The following is a 16330-nucleotide window of genomic DNA, read 5'->3' as shown; positions in this document are numbered from 1 at the left end:
CCATGCTCGCCCACGCGCCGACCGGCGCTCCGTCTGAATGGGTCACGCGCTGGGCCCACCTCGTGCGTCCGGCAGGCCGGGTGCTCGATCTCGCATGCGGCAGCGGCCGCCATGCGCGCTGGTTTGCCGAACGCGGCCATGCGGTGGTCGGCGTCGACCGCGATGCCGAAGCCATTGCGGCGCTGCCAGCGCCCATTGCCGGGCGCGTCGAGGACCTTGAGCAGGGCACATGGCCGCTCGCCGGCGAGGCGCCGTTCGATGCCGTGGTTGTCACCAATTACCTGCATCGCCCGCTGTGGTCCGACCTTGCCGATGCGCTGGCACCGGGCGGCGTGCTGCTGTATGAGACCTTTGCCAGCGGAAACGAGACCGTCGGCAAGCCCTCGCGGCCTGATTTCCTGCTGCAACCCGGCGAACTGCTGGAAGTGGCGCGCATGCACGGACTGCGTGTGATCGGCTATGAGGATGGCGTGCTCGAAGTGCCCGGAACGGCTTTCGTGCAGCGTCTGTGTGCCGTGCGCGAGGTGGCGCAAGCGGCAGGCAGCGACGTGCGGCCGCGCTACCGGCTGCCCGCGTGAAGTGGCGCCCCGTTGGTCCGCGAGAATGCTGCTTCACACGTTGATACGCTTGGTTTAACCCCGTGTCGGAACATCGGTCGAGGCGGCCGGCGGTTCCGGTACAATCCTGTTATTCGCATCCCGAATTCCCTAACGTTATGACACAGATTACCGGCAGCATTGTTGCCATCGTCACCCCGATGCATGAGGACGGCAGCCTGGACTATCCGGCACTGCGCGCACTCGTCGACTGGCACGTGGCCGAGGGCACCGATGCCATCGTGATCGTTGGCACCACCGGCGAATCGCCCACCGTCTCGGTGGACGAGCATTGCGAACTGATTCGCGTGGCGGTGGGGCAGGCAGGCAAGCGGATTCCCATCATCGCCGGTACCGGCGGCAACTCGACGAATGAAGCCATCGAGCTGACGGCCTTCGCCAAGAAGGTTGGTGCCGACGCCTCGCTGCAGGTCGTGCCGTACTACAACAAGCCGACCCAGGAAGGCATGTACCGGCATTTCCGCACCATTGCCGAGGCGGTGGATCTGCCCGTGCTGCTGTACAACGTGCCGGGCCGCACCGTTGCGGACATGAACAACGACACCATCCTGCGCCTGGCGCAGGTGCCTGGCATCGTCGGGGTGAAGGAAGCGACCGGCAACATCGACCGCGCCGCGCAGCTGATCAAGGACGCGCCGGAAGGCTTTGCGATCTACAGCGGTGACGATCCCACCGCCGTGGCGCTGATCCTGCTGGGCGGCAAGGGCAACATCTCGGTGACCGCCAACGTCGCGCCGCGCAAGATGCACGAGATGTGCGCGGCCGCGCTCAAGGGCGACGTGGTGACCGCGCGCCGCCTGCACATGGAACTGATCGAGCTGAACAAGGCAATGTTCTGCGAGGCCAACCCGATTCCGGTCAAGTGGGCCCTGCAGCAGATGGGCAAGATGGAAGGCGGCATCCGCCTGCCGCTCACGCCGCTGTCCGAGTCCAACTACGAGACCGTGCGCAAGGCACTGGCCGCCGCCGGCCTGCTGCGCTGATTTCCGGCGCACCCGTGCCGCTCCCATCAACTAGGATTGCGTGTCAATGAAACTCAAGCTTAACCGCCGTGGCGCGATGCAAGTCCGCCGCGCCGCACTGGTTGTGCCCGTGCTTGCCGCAGGCGTAATCACGGGCTGCAGCAGCATCAATGAAGCGATGCAGCCGGACAAGATCGACTACAAGTCGTCGGCTTCGAAGCGTACCCCGTCGCTCGATATTCCGCCCGACCTGACCAAGCTGGAAGGCGATCGCCGCTACTCAGTGCCCGACCAGAACGGCACGTCGACGCTGTCGAACTACAGCCAGGCGACCAAGACGCGCGAAGCCTCGCCGACGGAAAACGTCCTGCCTTCGGCGCAGGGCATCCGCATGGAGCGCGACGGCAACCAGCGCTGGCTGGTGATCAGCAATGGCATGCGTGCCGACCAGCTGTGGCAATCGCTGCGCGGCTTCTGGCAGGAAAGCGGTTTCCTACTGGTCCAGGATTCGCCTGAGACCGGCATCATGGAAACCGACTGGGCGGAGAATCGCGCCAAGATTCCTCAGGACATCATCCGCAATACCATCGGCAAGGTGTTCGACGGCCTGTACTCGACGTCGGAGCGCGACAAGTTCCGCACGCGTGTGGAGCGCTCGCAGAACGGCACGCTCGAGGTCTTCATCAGCCATCGCGGCGCGCAGGAGCAACTGACCGGTGTCGACAAGTCGACCACCGTCTGGACGCCGCGTCCGGCCGATCCGGAGCTGGAAGCCGAATTCCTCTCGCGCCTGGCACAACGCCTGGGCGTGCAGAAGGAGCAGGCCGACCGGATGGCCAAGAGCCCGACGCCGGCCGGCAACAGCGCAGCTGCAGCAGCAACCGGTGCGGCGGCAACTGGTGCAGCCGCCGCGGGCGAGACGTCCTCGGCAGCCGGCAAGTCGTACCTGTCGCAGGTCAACGGCGCTCCGGCGCTGCAACTGCCGGAGCCGTTCGACCGTGCCTGGCGTTCGGTGGGCCTGTCGCTCGATCGCGTGAACTTCACCGTGGAAGACCGCGACCGTGCGCAGGGCCTGTACTACGTGCGCTATGTCGATCCGCGCACCAGCGTCGACAGCCGTGGCTTCTTCTCCAAGCTGTTCACCAAGCCGGATGATGCGAAGACTGCCAAGAAGTACCGCGTGGCGCTCAAGGGCACTGGATCGGGTACGCTCGTGACGGTGCTCAACGAAGCGGGCCAGCCGGAGAACGGCGAAGTCGGCAAGCGCATCCTCTCGCTGCTCGACGAGCAACTCCACTGACGCCTGGTGTGCAGGCCGATCGAACGGGCCATCCGGCCCGGTTCGCAGGACATGCCATGAGGCGGGCGCAGGCATGATGCGCTTTGCCTTTCTTGGTAGTGGCAGCGAGGGCAACTCGCTGCTGGTCGAATCCCGCGAAGGAACCACCACCACCCGCATCCTGCTGGATTGCGGTTTCGGCATCCGCGAGACTGCCAGGCGCCTGGAGCGCCTGGGCGTCACGCCAGACCAGCTCGACGCTATCCTTGTGACGCACGAGCACGGCGACCACGTGGGCTCGGCCTATGCCTTTGCCGCGCGCCACGGCCTGGCCGTGCATGCCAGTCATGGCACATGGCTGGCGACATGCCACCTGCGCGGCGCAAACGCGGCCGATGTGCGTGTCTGTGCTGCCGATCACGTCTTCAGCGTCGGTGGCCTGCAGGTATTGCCATACACCGTGCCGCATGATGCGCGCGAACCCTTGCAGTTTGTGCTGTCCAATGGGGATGCGCGTCTTGGTGTGTTGACGGATATCGGCATGGAAACGCCGTATGTGACGGCGCGCCTTGCGGGTGTCGATGCGCTGGTGCTCGAATGCAATCACGACCGCGAGATGCTGCGCAACTCAGTCTACCCGGCTTCGCTCAAGCGCCGCATTGGCGGGGACTTCGGTCACCTGGCCAATGAAGTGGCGGCCAGCATCCTGGCGCAGGTGGCCCATGGCGGGCTGAACCGCGTTGTCGCGGCACACCTCAGCAAGCAGAACAATACGGTTGAACTGGCCACGGCAGCGCTGGCGTCCGCGCTCGGCGCCTTGCCGACGGACGTGCTGGTGGCGGATCAGGAAGCGGGGCTGGACTGGCAGTCAGTCCGTTGATGAAGCGCGCTCCGCGTGTGGCGGGGAAATAAAAAAACCGACCCGAAGGTCGGTTCTTTTATTGGTACGAACCAATTACTGCTTGGCAGCCGGAGCCGAGGCTTCAGCAGCCGGAGCCGAGGCTTCGGCAGCCGGAGCCGAGGCTTCAGCAGCCGGAGCGGCCGGGGCAGCGGCAGGGGCCGAAGCTTCAGCGGCCGGGGCGGCAGCAGCCGGAGCAGCGGTGTCAGCGGCCGGGGCAGCAGCTTCTTCCTTCTTGCCGCAGGCGGCGAGAGCAACAGCGGCCAGCAGCGATGCGATCAGGAGAGACTTCTTCATTGTTCGTCCTTTAACTTGTAATAACCAAAAAAACAGGCGATGAATAATTACCGGTAATTATCGCTCTTGAACTGCAAAATAGAGGCTCTCCCGGTGCCGTCAAATGCAATGGTACACAGTACTAGCCAGCCGCTGATTATATCCGCGTTTTCCCGGCTTGTGTAGCGTCGAAATTTGCGGAATTGCAATGTTACGCATTATTACAGTGCCGCCGATGACAACTGCAGCCAGCCCTCCAGCGTCCAGTGATGGAACGTGTCAAGCAGGTCAGGCAGTTCTGCGCATGCCTTGATTTCCGCAGCGGAGAGTTGCCGATAATCGGCCAATCTGTGCAGCCAGCGCGCCAGTTCGGGCGGAGGCTCATAAGCTTCGCCATTCAGGAAGAAATGGGTGCCGTCATATAGAGCAATCGAGCCCGGTGCCAGCACGACGCCATGCGTGCGCGCGAGCTTTGCGTACTGGCGCATCGGGATGTCGGGCACTTCCGCGAATTCGACCGTCGGCTTGGGTTCGGACAGATAGGTGCCGAGGAATTCCGACACCATCGCGCTGTTCCATTGCAGGGCCTTGAGACGCTGCGCGACCGCCTTTGCCATGCCCGCGGGCAGTTGGGCGGGATGCTTTGCCGCGCGTTCGCCGGCGTCCGCATAGCGGCCGCCGAGGTCTTCGTTGTCTTCCACCGTTTCGGAGAGCCAGGCCAGGAAATGGCCGGCAAGCTCGCGATAGGCGGGGGCGCGGAACCCGATCGAGCAGGTCATGCATTCGCCTTCGGCAATGCCATCGTGTGCGTACTGTGGCGGCAGGTAGAGCATGTCGCCGGGTTCCAGTATCCATTCTTCCTCGGCGCTGAAGTCGGCCAGGATCTTCAGCGGGAGGTTCGGCAGCAGATCGAGCTTCGTCTGCGACGAGATGCGCCAGCGGCGCCGGCCCGAAACCTGCAGCAGAAACACGTCGTAGGAATCAAAGTGCGGGCCGACGCCGCCGCCGTCGGTGGCGTAGCTGATCATCAGGTCGTCCAGGCGTGCGTCGGGCACAAAGCGGAACTGGCCCATCAGGTCCGCCGCGGCTGCATCATGGAGGTTGACACCCTGCACCAGCAGGGTCCACTGTTTGGTCTTGAGGGACGGCAGGTTTTCGGTGGCAAAAGGCCCTTGCTCGAGCTTCCACCTGTTGCGGAAGTGCGTCACCAGGCGCGATTCGACTTCGTCGCGGTCCGCCAGCGACAAAAGCGCCTCGCGCGACACAGGCGGCACGATTCCGGGAAATGCCTGTCGAATCAGAAGCGGTTTGCGTTGCCAGATATCACGCATGAATGCAGCGGGCGTCATGCCACCAAGAAGGCCGAGCGGTGCATCCGGATCGACGGGGCCAGGCGGCAGGGCGTGCGCGTATAATGCGGAATCGTTCATGGAGTCAAGAATTGAAAATCGCTAAGAACACGGTGGTGTCCGTGATGTACAAGCTGTCGGATGCGCAAGGCAATCTGATCGAGGAATCGGACGAGGCCATGGTCTACTTGCACGGCGGGTATGATGGCACGTTCCCCAAGATCGAGGAAGCACTCGACGGCCACGACACCGGCTTCGAGACCCAGTTGCAGCTGGAGCCCGAAGACGCATTTGGCGACTACGACGCCGAACTCGTCAAGGTCGAGCCGCGCGACCGTTTCCCCGAGCCGCTCGAAGTCGGCATGCAGTTCGAAGGCATGCCCGAAGATGGCGATGAAGAGGACTCCGTCATCTATACCGTGACCGATGTGGCCGAAGACAAGGTGGTGCTCGATGGCAACCATCCGCTGGCCGGCATGGCGCTGCGCTTCTGGCTGAAGGTGTCCGAGGTGCGTGAAGCCACGGCCGAGGAAGTCCAGCATGGCCATGCGCACGGCGCATCGGGTGTCGAAGTGGTCGACGAAGATGACGACGACACGCCGCACACGCTGCACTGACGCATCGCAGTCATGATCTCAGCAAAAAGAGCCGGAGTTTCCGGCTCTTTTTGCTTTTGACGGCTTGCCGGCTAGCCTCCGACCCCATCCTTCAGTACCACGGAGAATGGCGAGGATATTTGAGGCGTCACGATCAGTTCAGTCCATTGCGCCGTCGTACCGGCCGGCAAGGCCACGCGCGTGAAGTTCGGCATCGGCTTGCCCGCCGTGTCGCGCAGCGGCTTGTCGGTATGGAAGCCATTGCTGCCGGCATGGACGAGCAGCACCTGTCCGCGGTAGCGTCCGGCGAGTTCGCGCAATTGACGCTTGAACTCCAGGTAGCCGTCGCGCGGGCGCCGGCGCATGAAGCCGTCCAGCAGCGTCGGCTTGCCGCGCTTCTCCCAGCCATTGCCGAACTGCGGATCGCCGTGCGCGACAATGACGATGCCGGCCATGCCGCGCTGCTGGGCGAGCGAGAACGCGCGCGCCAGCCACTGGTGGTTGGCTTCGCGCCGGTCTTCGAACTCGCCGTTGCGGCCCCCTTCGCTGCGGTAATGGTTGTTGTCGCCAGGGATATTCAGGCCGACCAGCAGTACGTTGCCGATGCCGAGCCGCACGTTCTCGCGGAAGCTGCGGAACATGGCCTGGTCCGATTGCCGCACCACGGTGCGCGGTTGCTTGCCGAGTGTGGCGTCTTCCGGAAAGAACAGCTCGCGCAGGCGGTTGAGCCGCTCCACGGCATCGAAGTTGCCATTGACCGGCAGGTGGCATTCGGCCCAGTCGGTTTCGCCGGGCACGTACACCAGCGGCAGCGGCGACTGGTCGAGCAGGTGCTGGCGGGCCTGCAGCACCGTATCCCCGCATGACTCCGTATCGCCCTTGATGCCGCCCGCGTGGACCACCAGGTCGAGCTTGCGCTCGGCCAGCAGGTCGAACAGGGCAGCCACGCGTTCTTCGGCAGCGGGCCATTGCGGCAGGTCCGATAGCAAGGCGATGCGGACGGTCGGTGGCGCGAGTGCGGGCTTGCCCGAGCGACGGGCAGGCTCCGCGGCGGACACCGACGCGGCCACCAGCAACGGCAGCAACGCGGCAAGCACGAGAGTCCGGCCGCGGGGCCGGCTACCTGAAGCACTCATGCGGCGTCGACAGCCTCGTCCGCCAGCATCTTGAGCCGATAGAGCGCGTCCAGGGCAGCCCGTGGCGTGAGGCTGTCCGGATCCAGGTCCGCAAGCGCGTCGAGCACGGCTGCCTGTTCGGGCGGCAGTGAGGCCGCACGCACCGGGGTTGGGGCGTCGGCGTGTTCGTCTTCGTCGCTGGTGTCGGGCACAGGCGGCGGGGCAAACAGGTCCAGTTGCGGGGTAGGCGTGGCCTCGGCCGACTGCTGCTCAAGCCAGGTCAGGTGCTTTCGCGCCGCGCGGATCACGGGTTGGGGCACGCCGGCCAGTTGCGCGACCTGCAGGCCGTAGCTCTGGCTGGCGGGGCCGTCCTGCACGGCATGCAGGAAGACGATGCCGTCGCCATGTTCCACGGCCGAGAGATGCACATTGGCTGCCTGCGGGAATTCCTGCGGCAGCTGCGTGAGTTCAAAATAATGGGTCGCAAACAGCGTGTGGCTGCGGTTGTGCGACAGCAGGTGGCGCGCGATGGCCCAGGCCAGCGCCAGCCCGTCGAACGTCGAGGTGCCGCGGCCGATCTCGTCCATTAGCACCAGGCTGGCAGGCGTGGCATGGTGCAGGATGCCAGCCGCCTCGGTCATCTCCACCATGAACGTGGAGCGTCCGCCGGCCAGGTCGTCCGCCGCGCCGATGCGCGTGAAGATCCGATCCACCGGGCCGATCACGGCACGCCGGGCCGGCACGTAGGCACCGACACAGGCGAGCAGCACGATCAGTGCCGTCTGTCGCATGAAAGTCGACTTGCCGCCCATGTTCGGGCCGGTGATCAGCAGCAGCTTGCGTGCCTCGTTCAGCTGGCAGTCGTTGGCGATGAAGGGCACCGATTCGGCGGCCAGCTGGCCTTCCACCACCGGGTGGCGGCCCTGCACGATGTCGATCACATTCTCTGGGACACGCTCGGGGCATGACCAGTCCAGCGTTTGGGCGCGCTCGGCCAGGGCCGCCAGCGCGTCAAGACGCGCCAACGCACCGGCCACGCGCTGCAGTTCGCCGATATGCGGCAGCAACGCCTGAAGCAGGCCGTCATAGAGCTGCTTCTCGCGTGCCAGCGCCCGGTCCTGTGCCGACAACGCCTTGTCCTCGAAGGCCTTCAGCTCGGGCGTAATGTAGCGCTCGGCGTTCTTCAGCGTTTGCCGTCGGCGGTAGTCGTCCGGCACCTTGTCGGCCTGGCCATTGGTGACTTCGATGTAGAAGCCGTGCACGCGATTGTATTCCACGCGCAGGTTGGCGATGCCCGTGCGCGTGCGCTCGCGGGCTTCCAGGTCGACGAGGAACTGGCCGCAGTTCTCCGAGATATCCCGCAACTCGTCCAGCTCGGCGTCGTAGCCGCGCGCGATCACGCCCCCGTCGCGGATGACCGTGGCGGGCTCTTCCGCGACAGCGCAGACGAGCAGGTCCAGGCAGGCATGGGGCACGCCAAGCTCGGCCAGCGTCAGCGACAGCAGCGAGCTGTCAGGCTCTGCCTGGAGGCAGGCCCGCACGTGGGGCAATGCGCGCAGCGTATCGCGCAGCGACGACAGGTCGCGCGGGCGCGCGTTCAGCAGCGCCAGGCGCGAGGTGATGCGCTCTACGTCGGCGAGCTTGCGCAGCGCGCCGCGCAGGTCCTCGATGCCATGGTCGATCAGCGCGCCGATGGCCTGCTGGCGCGCCCTTGGCAGGGCCGGATCGCGCAGCGGATGATGCAGCCAGTGGCGCAGGGCACGGCTGCCCATGGTGGTGGCGCAGGTGTCGAGCAGCGAGAACAGCGTGGGCGATTCGCCGCCGCGCAGCGTTTCGGTCAGCTCCAGGTTGCGGCGCGTGGCCGAGTCCAGCCCGACGAATTCCGATTCCCGCTCGACCTTGACTTCGCGCACATGGCGCAGCGACTGCCCTTGTGTGGTGGCCGCATAGTTCAGCAGCGCGCCTGCCGCGCCGATCGCGGCGCCCAGGCCGGTGCAGCCGAATGGTTCCAGGCTGGCCACGCCAAGCTGCTCCAGCAGGCGGCGCGTGGCGGCGTCCTGGTCGAAGTGCCATTCCGGCAGGCGCGTACGCGCGCACGCAACGGCCGGCAGTTCGATGCCGTCCGCATAGAGCAGTTCAGCAGGGCGGATGCGCTCGAGTTCGCGCGTGAGTTGCGCCGCTTCGCATTCCATCAGCCGCAACTCGCCGCTTGCCAGGTTGAGCCAGGCCAGGCCTGTCTTGCTGACGCCGCGGCGGGTGGTCTGCTGGTGCACGGCCATCAGGAAGGTATCGGACTTGTCCGGCAGCAGCGCGGCATCGGTCAGCGTGCCTGGCGTGACGATGCGCACGACCTTGCGCTCGACCGGTCCCTTGCTCGCGGCCGGGTCGCCGATCTGCTCGCAGATCGCCACGGATTCGCCAAGCTTGACCAGCTTGGCGAGGTACTGGTCCACGGAGTGGAATGGAATGCCGGCCATGCGGATCGGCACCCCATTGGAGCTGCCGCGCGCGGTCAGCGTGATGTCGAGCAAGCGCGCGGCCTTTTCGGCATCGTCGTGGAACAGCTCGTAGAAATCGCCCATCCGGTAGAAGAGGAGGGTGTCCGGATGGTCCGCCTTGATGCGCAGGTACTGCTGCATCATGGGGGTGTGCTTCTCCGCAAGGGGTTTTGCAACTTCCTGATTCAATTCGATTTTCTCCTGCATTCCCTTGTCTGGCATGGCCTTGCGGCAACTGGGCAACGCGTTGCGCACAACGTTGCGGGTCGTTGCCGTTTCTTCGTCGGCCTGTGATTCCGCGGCGTGCGGATGCGGCCCGGATTGTGTCCGGGCGGCCAAAGGAAGGAGTTTACCGCAGGCTGGCTTGTGGCCGGAGCGCGTGAGGTGGGGAAATCGTGGTGCGGTCCGGCATAGCGGCCGCTATGCCGGAGCGCTGGCTGGGGAGGCCGGCGGTGGGGCAGGACACTGAAGCCGTATCAGCGGAAGACCAGCACCGGAATCGTGCTGTGCGTCAGTACCTTCTGCGTCTCGCTGCCGAGCAGCAGGCCACTGATGCCGCTGCGGCCATGAGAAGCCATGAAGATGACGTCGCAGTCAAGCTCCTGTGCACTGTTGATGATGCCGCGGTACGGTACGGCAGCCGTGGAGACGTGGCCGGTGCATGGCACGCCGGCGAATGCCGCGGCGGCTTCGATGCGCGACAGCTCCTGCCGGGCGGCAGCCTCGACACGTTGCTTGAATACGTCACGCTTCTCGTGGCTGGAATCGGTCGACAGGACATAGGGATATTCCTCCACGCACATATATGGCGTCAGCCGGGCCCCGGTCGTGCGCGCGAACTCGATCGCGGCGGAAACTGCCTTGTGGGAAAGGTCGGTGCCATCAACCGGGAGCAGGATGTGCTTGAACATGGATTTCCTTTCAATGACGGAAGGGTAAGAGGGGTGCAGGGTCAGTTGGCGATCGCGCGTCCGACGATCAGCGGGTCGGGCTGTCCGATCGAGGTGGTGTCGCGGTTGGCATAAGGGAAGCGGGACAGGATGAAGCGCAGCGCGTTCAGCCGTGCCCGCTTCTTGCAGTCGGAACGGATCACCGTCCACGGTGCATCGGCCGTGTCCGTATGGGCGAACATCGCTTCCTTCGCGCGGGTGTAGGCTTCCCACTTGTCGAGCGAGGCGATGTCGACCGGGCTCAGCTTCCATTGCTTGAGCGGATGGATTTCGCGCTCTTTGAAGCGCCGGCGTTGTTCGTGCCGGCTGACGGAGAACCAGAACTTGAACAGGTGGATGCCGCTGCGGACGAGATGGCGCTCGAACTCGGGCGCCTGCTGCAGGAAGTCCTGGTACTCCTGCGGCGAGCAGAAGCCCATCACGTGCTCGACGCCGGCGCGGTTGTACCAGGAGCGGTCGAACAGCACGATCTCGCCGGCGGACGGCAGATGCTGCACGTAGCGCTGGAAGTACCACTGGCCGCGTTCCGATTCGGTGGGCTTTTCGAGCGCCACCACGCGGGCGCCACGCGGATTCATGTGTTCCATGAAGCGTTTGATGGTGCCGCCCTTGCCGGCCGCGTCGCGGCCTTCGAAGACGATCACCACGCGCTGGCCGGTCTCGCGCACCCAGGCCTGCAGCTTCAGCAGTTCCACCTGCAAGCGGTACTTCTGCTTTTCGTAATTGCGGCGCGACATCAGGTTCTGGTACGGATAGGCGCCTTCACGCCAGCCGGCCGACAGTTCCTCGTCGGGGTGCCGTTTCCGGCCAGCCTGCCAGGCGCCGGGATCGCCTTCGAGGATCAGGCTGCGCAGTTGCCCTGCCTCGTCCGGCGACAGGCCGTCCATCAGCGTGCGGATGGCGTCGAGCACGCCATCGTTGTCCGGCCTGGACATCACGTCCTGCAGGCTGCTGGCCGCGAGCTGGACGGCCGCGTCGACGGCATCGTTGACCTGATTGCGTTCAGCCGAGCGGGCCGTATTGGTAGGCAGCACGTCGCCGCGTGCGGTGGCGCGGACCGCGCCGGGCGAGGTGTCGTCGTGAACGGTTCCTGCCATGTCAGGCGCGCGCCTTACGCAGGATGGCATAGAGCTGGTCCTTGATCTGGAGCTTTTCCTTCTTGAGGCGTTCGATCTCCAGCGGCGTGCCGGGCACGATGCCGGCTTCCATGTTGCGGATTTCCTGGTCGAGCTGATTGTGCAGGGCGAACAGCCGCGCGAAATGGGCGTCCTGGGCCTTCAGCAGCGAAATCTGGTCGCGGTACTCGGGGAACATTCGGGGCCTCCTCAGAAAAGGTGCTTCGATATACCTATTCTGAGTAACCCAGGGTGCGGTGGTCTTGATCTGGATCATCGCCGCCCTGACGTCGCGGGCAGGGCGCAGAAACAAAAACGCCCGCCGGGCTGGCGGGCGTCTGGCGCGCAAACGAGCGGGCTCAGGCCGCGGCGGGCTTGGCGTTGTCCAGCGAGTAAGGGGCCAGCAGGCGGACCATCTGGGCAAACGCCTTCGGGTTGCCGGCCAGCACTTCGCCTTGTTCCATCTGGCGCGCTTCGCCGGCGTAGTTGCCGACCAGGCCGCCCGATTCGGAGATCAGCAGCATGCCGGCGGCCATGTCCCACGGCTTCAGGCCACGTTCGAAGAAGCCGTCCAGGCGGCCGCAGGCCACGTAGGCCAGGTCCAGCGCGGCGGCGCCCGGGCGGCGCAGGCCGGCGCAGCTGCGCGTCATCAGCGCGAAGATTTCTAGGTACTCTTCCACGCCTTCCAGGTCGCGGAACGGGAAGCCGGTGCCGATCAGGCAGTCGGCCAGCTTGTCGCGGCGCGTCACGCGGATGCGGCGGTTGTTCAGGAATGCGCCGGCGCCCTTGGAGGCGGTGAACAGCTCGTCGCGGGTCGGGTCATAGACCACCGCCTGCGACGGCACGCCGCGATGCAGCTGGGCAATGGACACCGCGTACTGCGGGAAGCCGTGAATGAAGTTGGTGGTGCCGTCCAGCGGATCGATGACCCAGGTGTACTCGTGGCTGTCTTCGCCATCGGCCCAGGACTGGCCGGACTCTTCCGCTAGAATGGCGTGTTCGGGATAGGCCGTGCGGATGATCTCGATGATGGCCGCTTCGGCAGCCTTGTCGACCTCGGTCACGAAATCGTTGTGTTGCTTGCGCGAGACGCGCACCAGATCGACGTCGAGCGACGCGCGGTTGATGATGGAACCCGCCTTGCGGGCCGCCTTGATGGCGATATTGAGCATCGGATGCATGAATCTCTCCAGGCTGGCCGGAATCGCACAGCGGCGCGAACGGATTCGCGAGCCGGGCCCCGGGCAGCTGACAACACAACGAATTGTAGAAGAACGTGGGGCGTCGCCATATGTGCTGCAAGCGTCTCGCGAGCAGGCAAAGTATCGGCGCCGCACCAAAAGAAGAAGCTGAATTGTATATGAACCCGGCAAACGAGACGAGCCAGGCTGGCGGAACAGCCGCGCCGGCCACATCCGCGGAGGCGATGTTCACGCGCGTGCGCTTTGTACTGGTCGAGACCAGCCACCCTGGCAATGTCGGCTCGGTGGCGCGCGCGATCAAGACCATGGGCTTCGGCAGCCTGGTGCTGGTTTCGCCACGCGACCCGGCCGTGCGTGAACATCCGGACGCGGTGGCCATGGCCAGCGGCGCCGACGACGTGCTGGCCGGCGCCGTGATCGTAGACAGCATCGAGGCCGCGCTGGAGGGTGCCACGCAGACCGTGGCGATGACCGCGCGACAGCGTGAATTCGGGCCGCCGCGCGTGCTGCCGCGCGACGCCGCGGCACGCGGCGCCACGGCGCTGGCCGCGCGTGCCGAAGACGAGATCGCGTTCGTGTTTGGCAACGAGCGTTACGGTCTGCCCAACGAAGCCGTGCAGCGCTGCGCGGCGGTGACGCATATCCCTGCCAATCCCGCCTATACCTCGCTCAACCTGGCGCAGGCGGTGCAGCTCGTCGCGTACGAGATGCGCCTGGCATTGCTGGACCGCGCGCAGGGCGCGCCGGACGACAGTGGCAATATCGGCTATGCTGGTGAGCCGGCGACGGCGGAGCAGGTCGAATCCATGTTCGGGCACCTGCAGCAGGGGCTCGAAGCGATCGGCTTCCTCGACCCTGGCAATCCGCGCAAGTTGATGTCGCGCCTGCGGCGCCTGCTGGCCCGCGCAGGGCTGGAGCGCGAGGAAGTGAATATCCTGCGCGGTATGGCCAAGCACATGTTGCTGGCGGTGCGAGGCGGTACCGCCAAGCCAGAACAACCCGGTCCGGCTGCGCCGTCCCGGCAAGAGGAGCACTGAACGGTGGCGCACACCCCGGCCCAAGCCCCACATTCCCCCGCAGCGAAGCGCCAAGGCGCGCATCGCCCGGCGGGCGGCCGCGCGCACCTGTCCGGGCGATGTTGAACACGCGTCGAAGCCAATGACCATGACGGCATCGGGGCCCCAAATCTCTTACACTCCCTGATCCCGTTTTCACCGGCCAATGACCACGCCGGCGACCAGGCCCGCGGCAGATGCCGACATGGCTGGCGCACGGCGCGGCAACACGACACGAACCAAGATGTTCTCTCGCCTGAAGGAAGATATCGACACCATCATGCTGCGCGATCCCGCCGCGCGCAGCCGTCTCGAAGTCCTGACCTGCTACCCCGGCCTGCACGCCGTGGTGTTTCACCGCTTCGCCCATGTCTGCTGGAATGCCGGATTCCATTGGCTGGGGCGTTGGATCTCGCACTGGTCGCGCTTTCTCACCGGCATCGAAATTCATCCGGCGGTCAAGCTGGGCCGGCGCGTCTTCATCGACCACGGCATGGGCGTGGTGATCGGCGAAACCGCGGAGATTGGTAACGACTGCACCATCTACCAGGGGGTGACGCTGGGCGGCACGTCGCTGTACAAGGGGCAGAAGCGACATCCGACGCTGGGCGCCAACGTGGTCGTGAGCGCCGGCGCCAAGGTGCTTGGCGGCTTCGAGGTGGGCGACGGTGCGCGCGTTGGATCCAATGCCGTGGTGCTCAAGCCCGTGCCGCCTGGCGCGACAGCCGTGGGCGTGCCGGCCCGCATCATCCTGCCCGACGCGCCGGTATCGCAGCAAGGCGCGAAGCAGGAGTTCTCCGCTTATGGCATCACGCCGAATGCCGATGATCCGGTTTCGCTTGCGCTCAAGGGCCTGATCGACAATGCCGCCAAGCAGAACGATCGCATCGAGGCCGTGCTGGCCGCGCTCGACCGGCTGGGCGAGCATCTGGAGAACACGCCGAACGACCGCTTCGATGCAAGCGAACTGCGCAGACTGATGAAGTAGGTGTAGCGTCGGAACACAGAGAGGGGCGGCCTGGGCTGCCCCTTATGTCGTCTGTGGCAACAGATGGAAGCCGCCTTCGTCCAGCTGCAGCACCGCGGCGCGCGGCTGGCCGCCGTCGAGATCCCAGTCGGTGAGCACCCAGCGCACGCCCGAGACATCCTGGTGCCGTGCAGGGCGGTGCGTGTGGCCGTGCACTAGCAGCCGGGCGTCGCAGGCTTCGAGCAGTGCCGTCACCGCAGCGGGTGTGGCATCGCCGTATACGACCTGGGTCGGCAGGCCTTGCGCAAGCTGGCGCGCGCGTCCGGCTTCGCTGTCCACGCGCAGGCGTCGCGCCACGCCCAGCCGAGCCGACAGCGGCAGTGCCAGGAACAGGCGTTGGACCCAGGGTTTGCGGGTCCAGCGTCGGAAGCGGTTGTAGCGCTCGTCATCGGTGCACAGCATGTCGCCGTGGCTCAGCACCACGCGCTGGCCGGCGCAGAGAATGACGGTCGGGTCAGGCAGCAAGGTCACGCCTGCCGCATTGGCGAAGCGCTTGCCCAGCAGGAAATCGCGGTTGCCATGCATGAGGTAAACCGGCACGCCGCGCCCGGCCAGCGTGCGCAGTGCGTTTGCCACCTGTGTGGCAAACGGGGAGCTGGTCTCTTCGTCGCCGACCCAGAACTCGAAGAAATCGCCCAGTATGAAGAGGGTGCGGGCTTCCGAGGCGGCGCGCTCCAGCGCGCGCTCGAACGCGGCCAGCGTGCGCGGCATGCCCGGGGTCAGGTGCAGGTCGGAAATGAACCACGCCGGTGCCTGTACCTCGAGGGGACTGGCCACCGGCGTGGTGGGGATTGCGGTCATGCGCAGGGCCTGGGGGAGATGGTTGCCGGCAGGAGAGGGTGCATGAGGCCGCAATCGTGGGGCATCGATCGTGCGCTTACTCGACGATCACGGCCTTTTCGATCACCACGTCTTCCAGCGGCACGTCCTGGTGGAAGCCCGAGCTGCCGGTGCGCACGCCCTTGATCTGGTCGACAACCTCGGTGCCTTCGACGACCTTGCCGAACACGGCATAGCCGAAGCCCTGCGGCGTCGGCGAGCTGAAGTTCAGGAAGTCGTTGTCGACCACGTTGATGAAGAACTGGGCCGTGGCGGAGTGGGGTGCGTTGGTGCGCGCCATGGCCACGGTGTACTTGTCGTTCTTCAGGCCGTTGCCGGCTTCGTTCTCGATCGGTGCATCCGTGCCCTTTTGCTTCATGCCGGGCTCGAAGCCGCCGCCCTGGATCATGAAGTTCTTGATCACGCGGTGGAAGATGGTGTTGTCATAGTGGCCCTTGCGGACATACGACAGGAAGTTCTCGACCGACTTCGGAGCCTTTTCGGAGTCGAGTTCGATGGTAATGACACCCTGGTTGGTGTGGAGCTGGACCTTGGACATGGGCATTCCTCTG

At 65.5% G+C, this 16330-nt stretch carries 17 protein-coding genes; 7 read left to right on the top strand and 10 right to left on the bottom strand.

Annotated elements, in window-relative coordinates; translation table 11 throughout:
* Positions 1-2: 2 nt before the first annotated feature.
* The 4 genes from CupriaWKF_RS10435 to CupriaWKF_RS10420 all read left to right on the top strand — a co-directional run bounded on the left by CupriaWKF_RS10435 (position 3) and on the right by CupriaWKF_RS10420 (position 3738).
* Positions 3-578 carry a class I SAM-dependent methyltransferase gene (locus CupriaWKF_RS10435; protein ID WP_276097825.1) on the top strand — a complete coding sequence of 192 codons (576 nt, stop codon included), beginning with the start codon at positions 3-5 and terminating at the stop codon, positions 576-578.
* 137 nt (positions 579-715) lie between these two features.
* Positions 716-1600: a 4-hydroxy-tetrahydrodipicolinate synthase gene (gene dapA / locus CupriaWKF_RS10430; protein WP_276097824.1), complete on the top strand. Its 885-nt coding sequence runs from the start codon at positions 716-718 to the stop codon at positions 1598-1600.
* 46 nt (positions 1601-1646) lie between these two features.
* Positions 1647-2879: an outer membrane protein assembly factor BamC gene (gene bamC / locus CupriaWKF_RS10425; protein WP_276097823.1), complete on the top strand. Its 1233-nt coding sequence runs from the start codon at positions 1647-1649 to the stop codon at positions 2877-2879.
* A 73-nt stretch (positions 2880-2952) separates the two neighbouring features.
* Positions 2953-3738 carry an MBL fold metallo-hydrolase gene (locus CupriaWKF_RS10420; RefSeq protein ID WP_276097822.1) on the top strand — a complete coding sequence of 262 codons (786 nt, stop codon included), beginning with the start codon at positions 2953-2955 and terminating at the stop codon, positions 3736-3738.
* A gap of 75 nt (positions 3739-3813) precedes the next feature.
* Here the strand turns inward: CupriaWKF_RS10420 and CupriaWKF_RS10415 are convergent, their stop codons facing one another.
* Complete coding sequence (locus CupriaWKF_RS10415; protein WP_276097821.1) at positions 3814-4053, bottom strand: hypothetical protein; 240 nt, start codon at positions 4051-4053, stop codon at positions 3814-3816.
* A gap of 200 nt (positions 4054-4253) precedes the next feature.
* Entirely contained in the window at positions 4254-5462 is a 1209-nt protein-coding gene (locus CupriaWKF_RS10410) for a cupin domain-containing protein (RefSeq protein WP_276097820.1), read from the bottom strand.
* Positions 5463-5473: 11 nt separating this feature from the next.
* Between CupriaWKF_RS10410 and CupriaWKF_RS10405 the strand changes: the two genes are divergently transcribed.
* Positions 5474-5998 carry a peptidylprolyl isomerase gene (locus CupriaWKF_RS10405; protein ID WP_276097819.1) on the top strand — a complete coding sequence of 175 codons (525 nt, stop codon included), beginning with the start codon at positions 5474-5476 and terminating at the stop codon, positions 5996-5998.
* Between the two features lie 71 nt (positions 5999-6069).
* On the opposite strand, the gene CupriaWKF_RS10400 is transcribed toward CupriaWKF_RS10405, so the two are convergent.
* The 6 genes from CupriaWKF_RS10400 to CupriaWKF_RS10375 all read right to left on the bottom strand — a co-directional run bounded on the left by CupriaWKF_RS10400 (position 6070) and on the right by CupriaWKF_RS10375 (position 12836).
* On the bottom strand, positions 6070-7113 hold the full coding sequence (locus CupriaWKF_RS10400; protein ID WP_276097818.1) for a hypothetical protein: 1044 nt from the start codon (positions 7111-7113) through the stop codon (positions 6070-6072).
* On the bottom strand, positions 7110-9734 hold the full coding sequence (mutS, locus tag CupriaWKF_RS10395; protein ID WP_276097817.1) for a DNA mismatch repair protein MutS: 2625 nt from the start codon (positions 9732-9734) through the stop codon (positions 7110-7112). Before mutS ends, CupriaWKF_RS10400 begins: the two co-directional genes overlap by 4 nt.
* A gap of 332 nt (positions 9735-10066) precedes the next feature.
* Positions 10067-10501: a universal stress protein gene (locus CupriaWKF_RS10390; RefSeq protein WP_276097816.1), complete on the bottom strand. Its 435-nt coding sequence runs from the start codon at positions 10499-10501 to the stop codon at positions 10067-10069.
* 41 nt (positions 10502-10542) lie between these two features.
* The gene (ppk2, locus tag CupriaWKF_RS10385) at positions 10543-11637 is read right to left on the bottom strand and encodes a polyphosphate kinase 2 (protein ID WP_276097815.1); all 1095 of its coding nucleotides are present in this window, start codon (positions 11635-11637) and stop codon (positions 10543-10545) included.
* A 1-nt stretch (position 11638) separates the two neighbouring features.
* The gene (locus CupriaWKF_RS10380; RefSeq protein WP_276097814.1) at positions 11639-11854 is read right to left on the bottom strand and encodes a YdcH family protein; all 216 of its coding nucleotides are present in this window, start codon (positions 11852-11854) and stop codon (positions 11639-11641) included.
* Between the two features lie 160 nt (positions 11855-12014).
* A complete protein-coding gene (locus tag CupriaWKF_RS10375) occupies positions 12015-12836 on the bottom strand; it encodes an inositol monophosphatase family protein (protein WP_276097813.1) in 822 nt (273 codons plus the stop codon).
* Between the two features lie 179 nt (positions 12837-13015).
* On the opposite strand from CupriaWKF_RS10375, the gene CupriaWKF_RS10370 reads away from it, so the two are divergent.
* A complete protein-coding gene (locus CupriaWKF_RS10370) occupies positions 13016-13894 on the top strand; it encodes an RNA methyltransferase (protein WP_276097812.1) in 879 nt (292 codons plus the stop codon).
* Positions 13895-14156: 262 nt separating this feature from the next.
* The gene (gene cysE, locus CupriaWKF_RS10365) at positions 14157-14900 is read left to right on the top strand and encodes a serine O-acetyltransferase (RefSeq protein WP_276097811.1); all 744 of its coding nucleotides are present in this window, start codon (positions 14157-14159) and stop codon (positions 14898-14900) included.
* 42 nt (positions 14901-14942) lie between these two features.
* Here the strand turns inward: cysE and CupriaWKF_RS10360 are convergent, their stop codons facing one another.
* Both CupriaWKF_RS10360 and CupriaWKF_RS10355 read right to left on the bottom strand, forming a co-directional pair.
* Positions 14943-15740 (bottom strand): UDP-2,3-diacylglucosamine diphosphatase, encoded by a 798-nt coding sequence (locus tag CupriaWKF_RS10360; protein WP_276097810.1) that lies wholly within the window; start codon positions 15738-15740, stop codon positions 14943-14945.
* 76 nt (positions 15741-15816) lie between these two features.
* Positions 15817-16317, bottom strand: coding sequence for a peptidylprolyl isomerase (locus tag CupriaWKF_RS10355; RefSeq protein ID WP_276097809.1), 501 nt, complete (start codon positions 16315-16317; stop codon positions 15817-15819).
* Positions 16318-16330 lie beyond the last annotated feature (13 nt).

Source organism: Cupriavidus sp. WKF15 (genome assembly GCF_029278605.1).
In the GTDB taxonomy this organism is placed as follows: domain Bacteria; phylum Pseudomonadota; class Gammaproteobacteria; order Burkholderiales; family Burkholderiaceae; genus Cupriavidus.
Note: the sequence above shows the minus strand (reverse complement) of the source record. Positions and strands in the feature narration are given on the sequence as shown.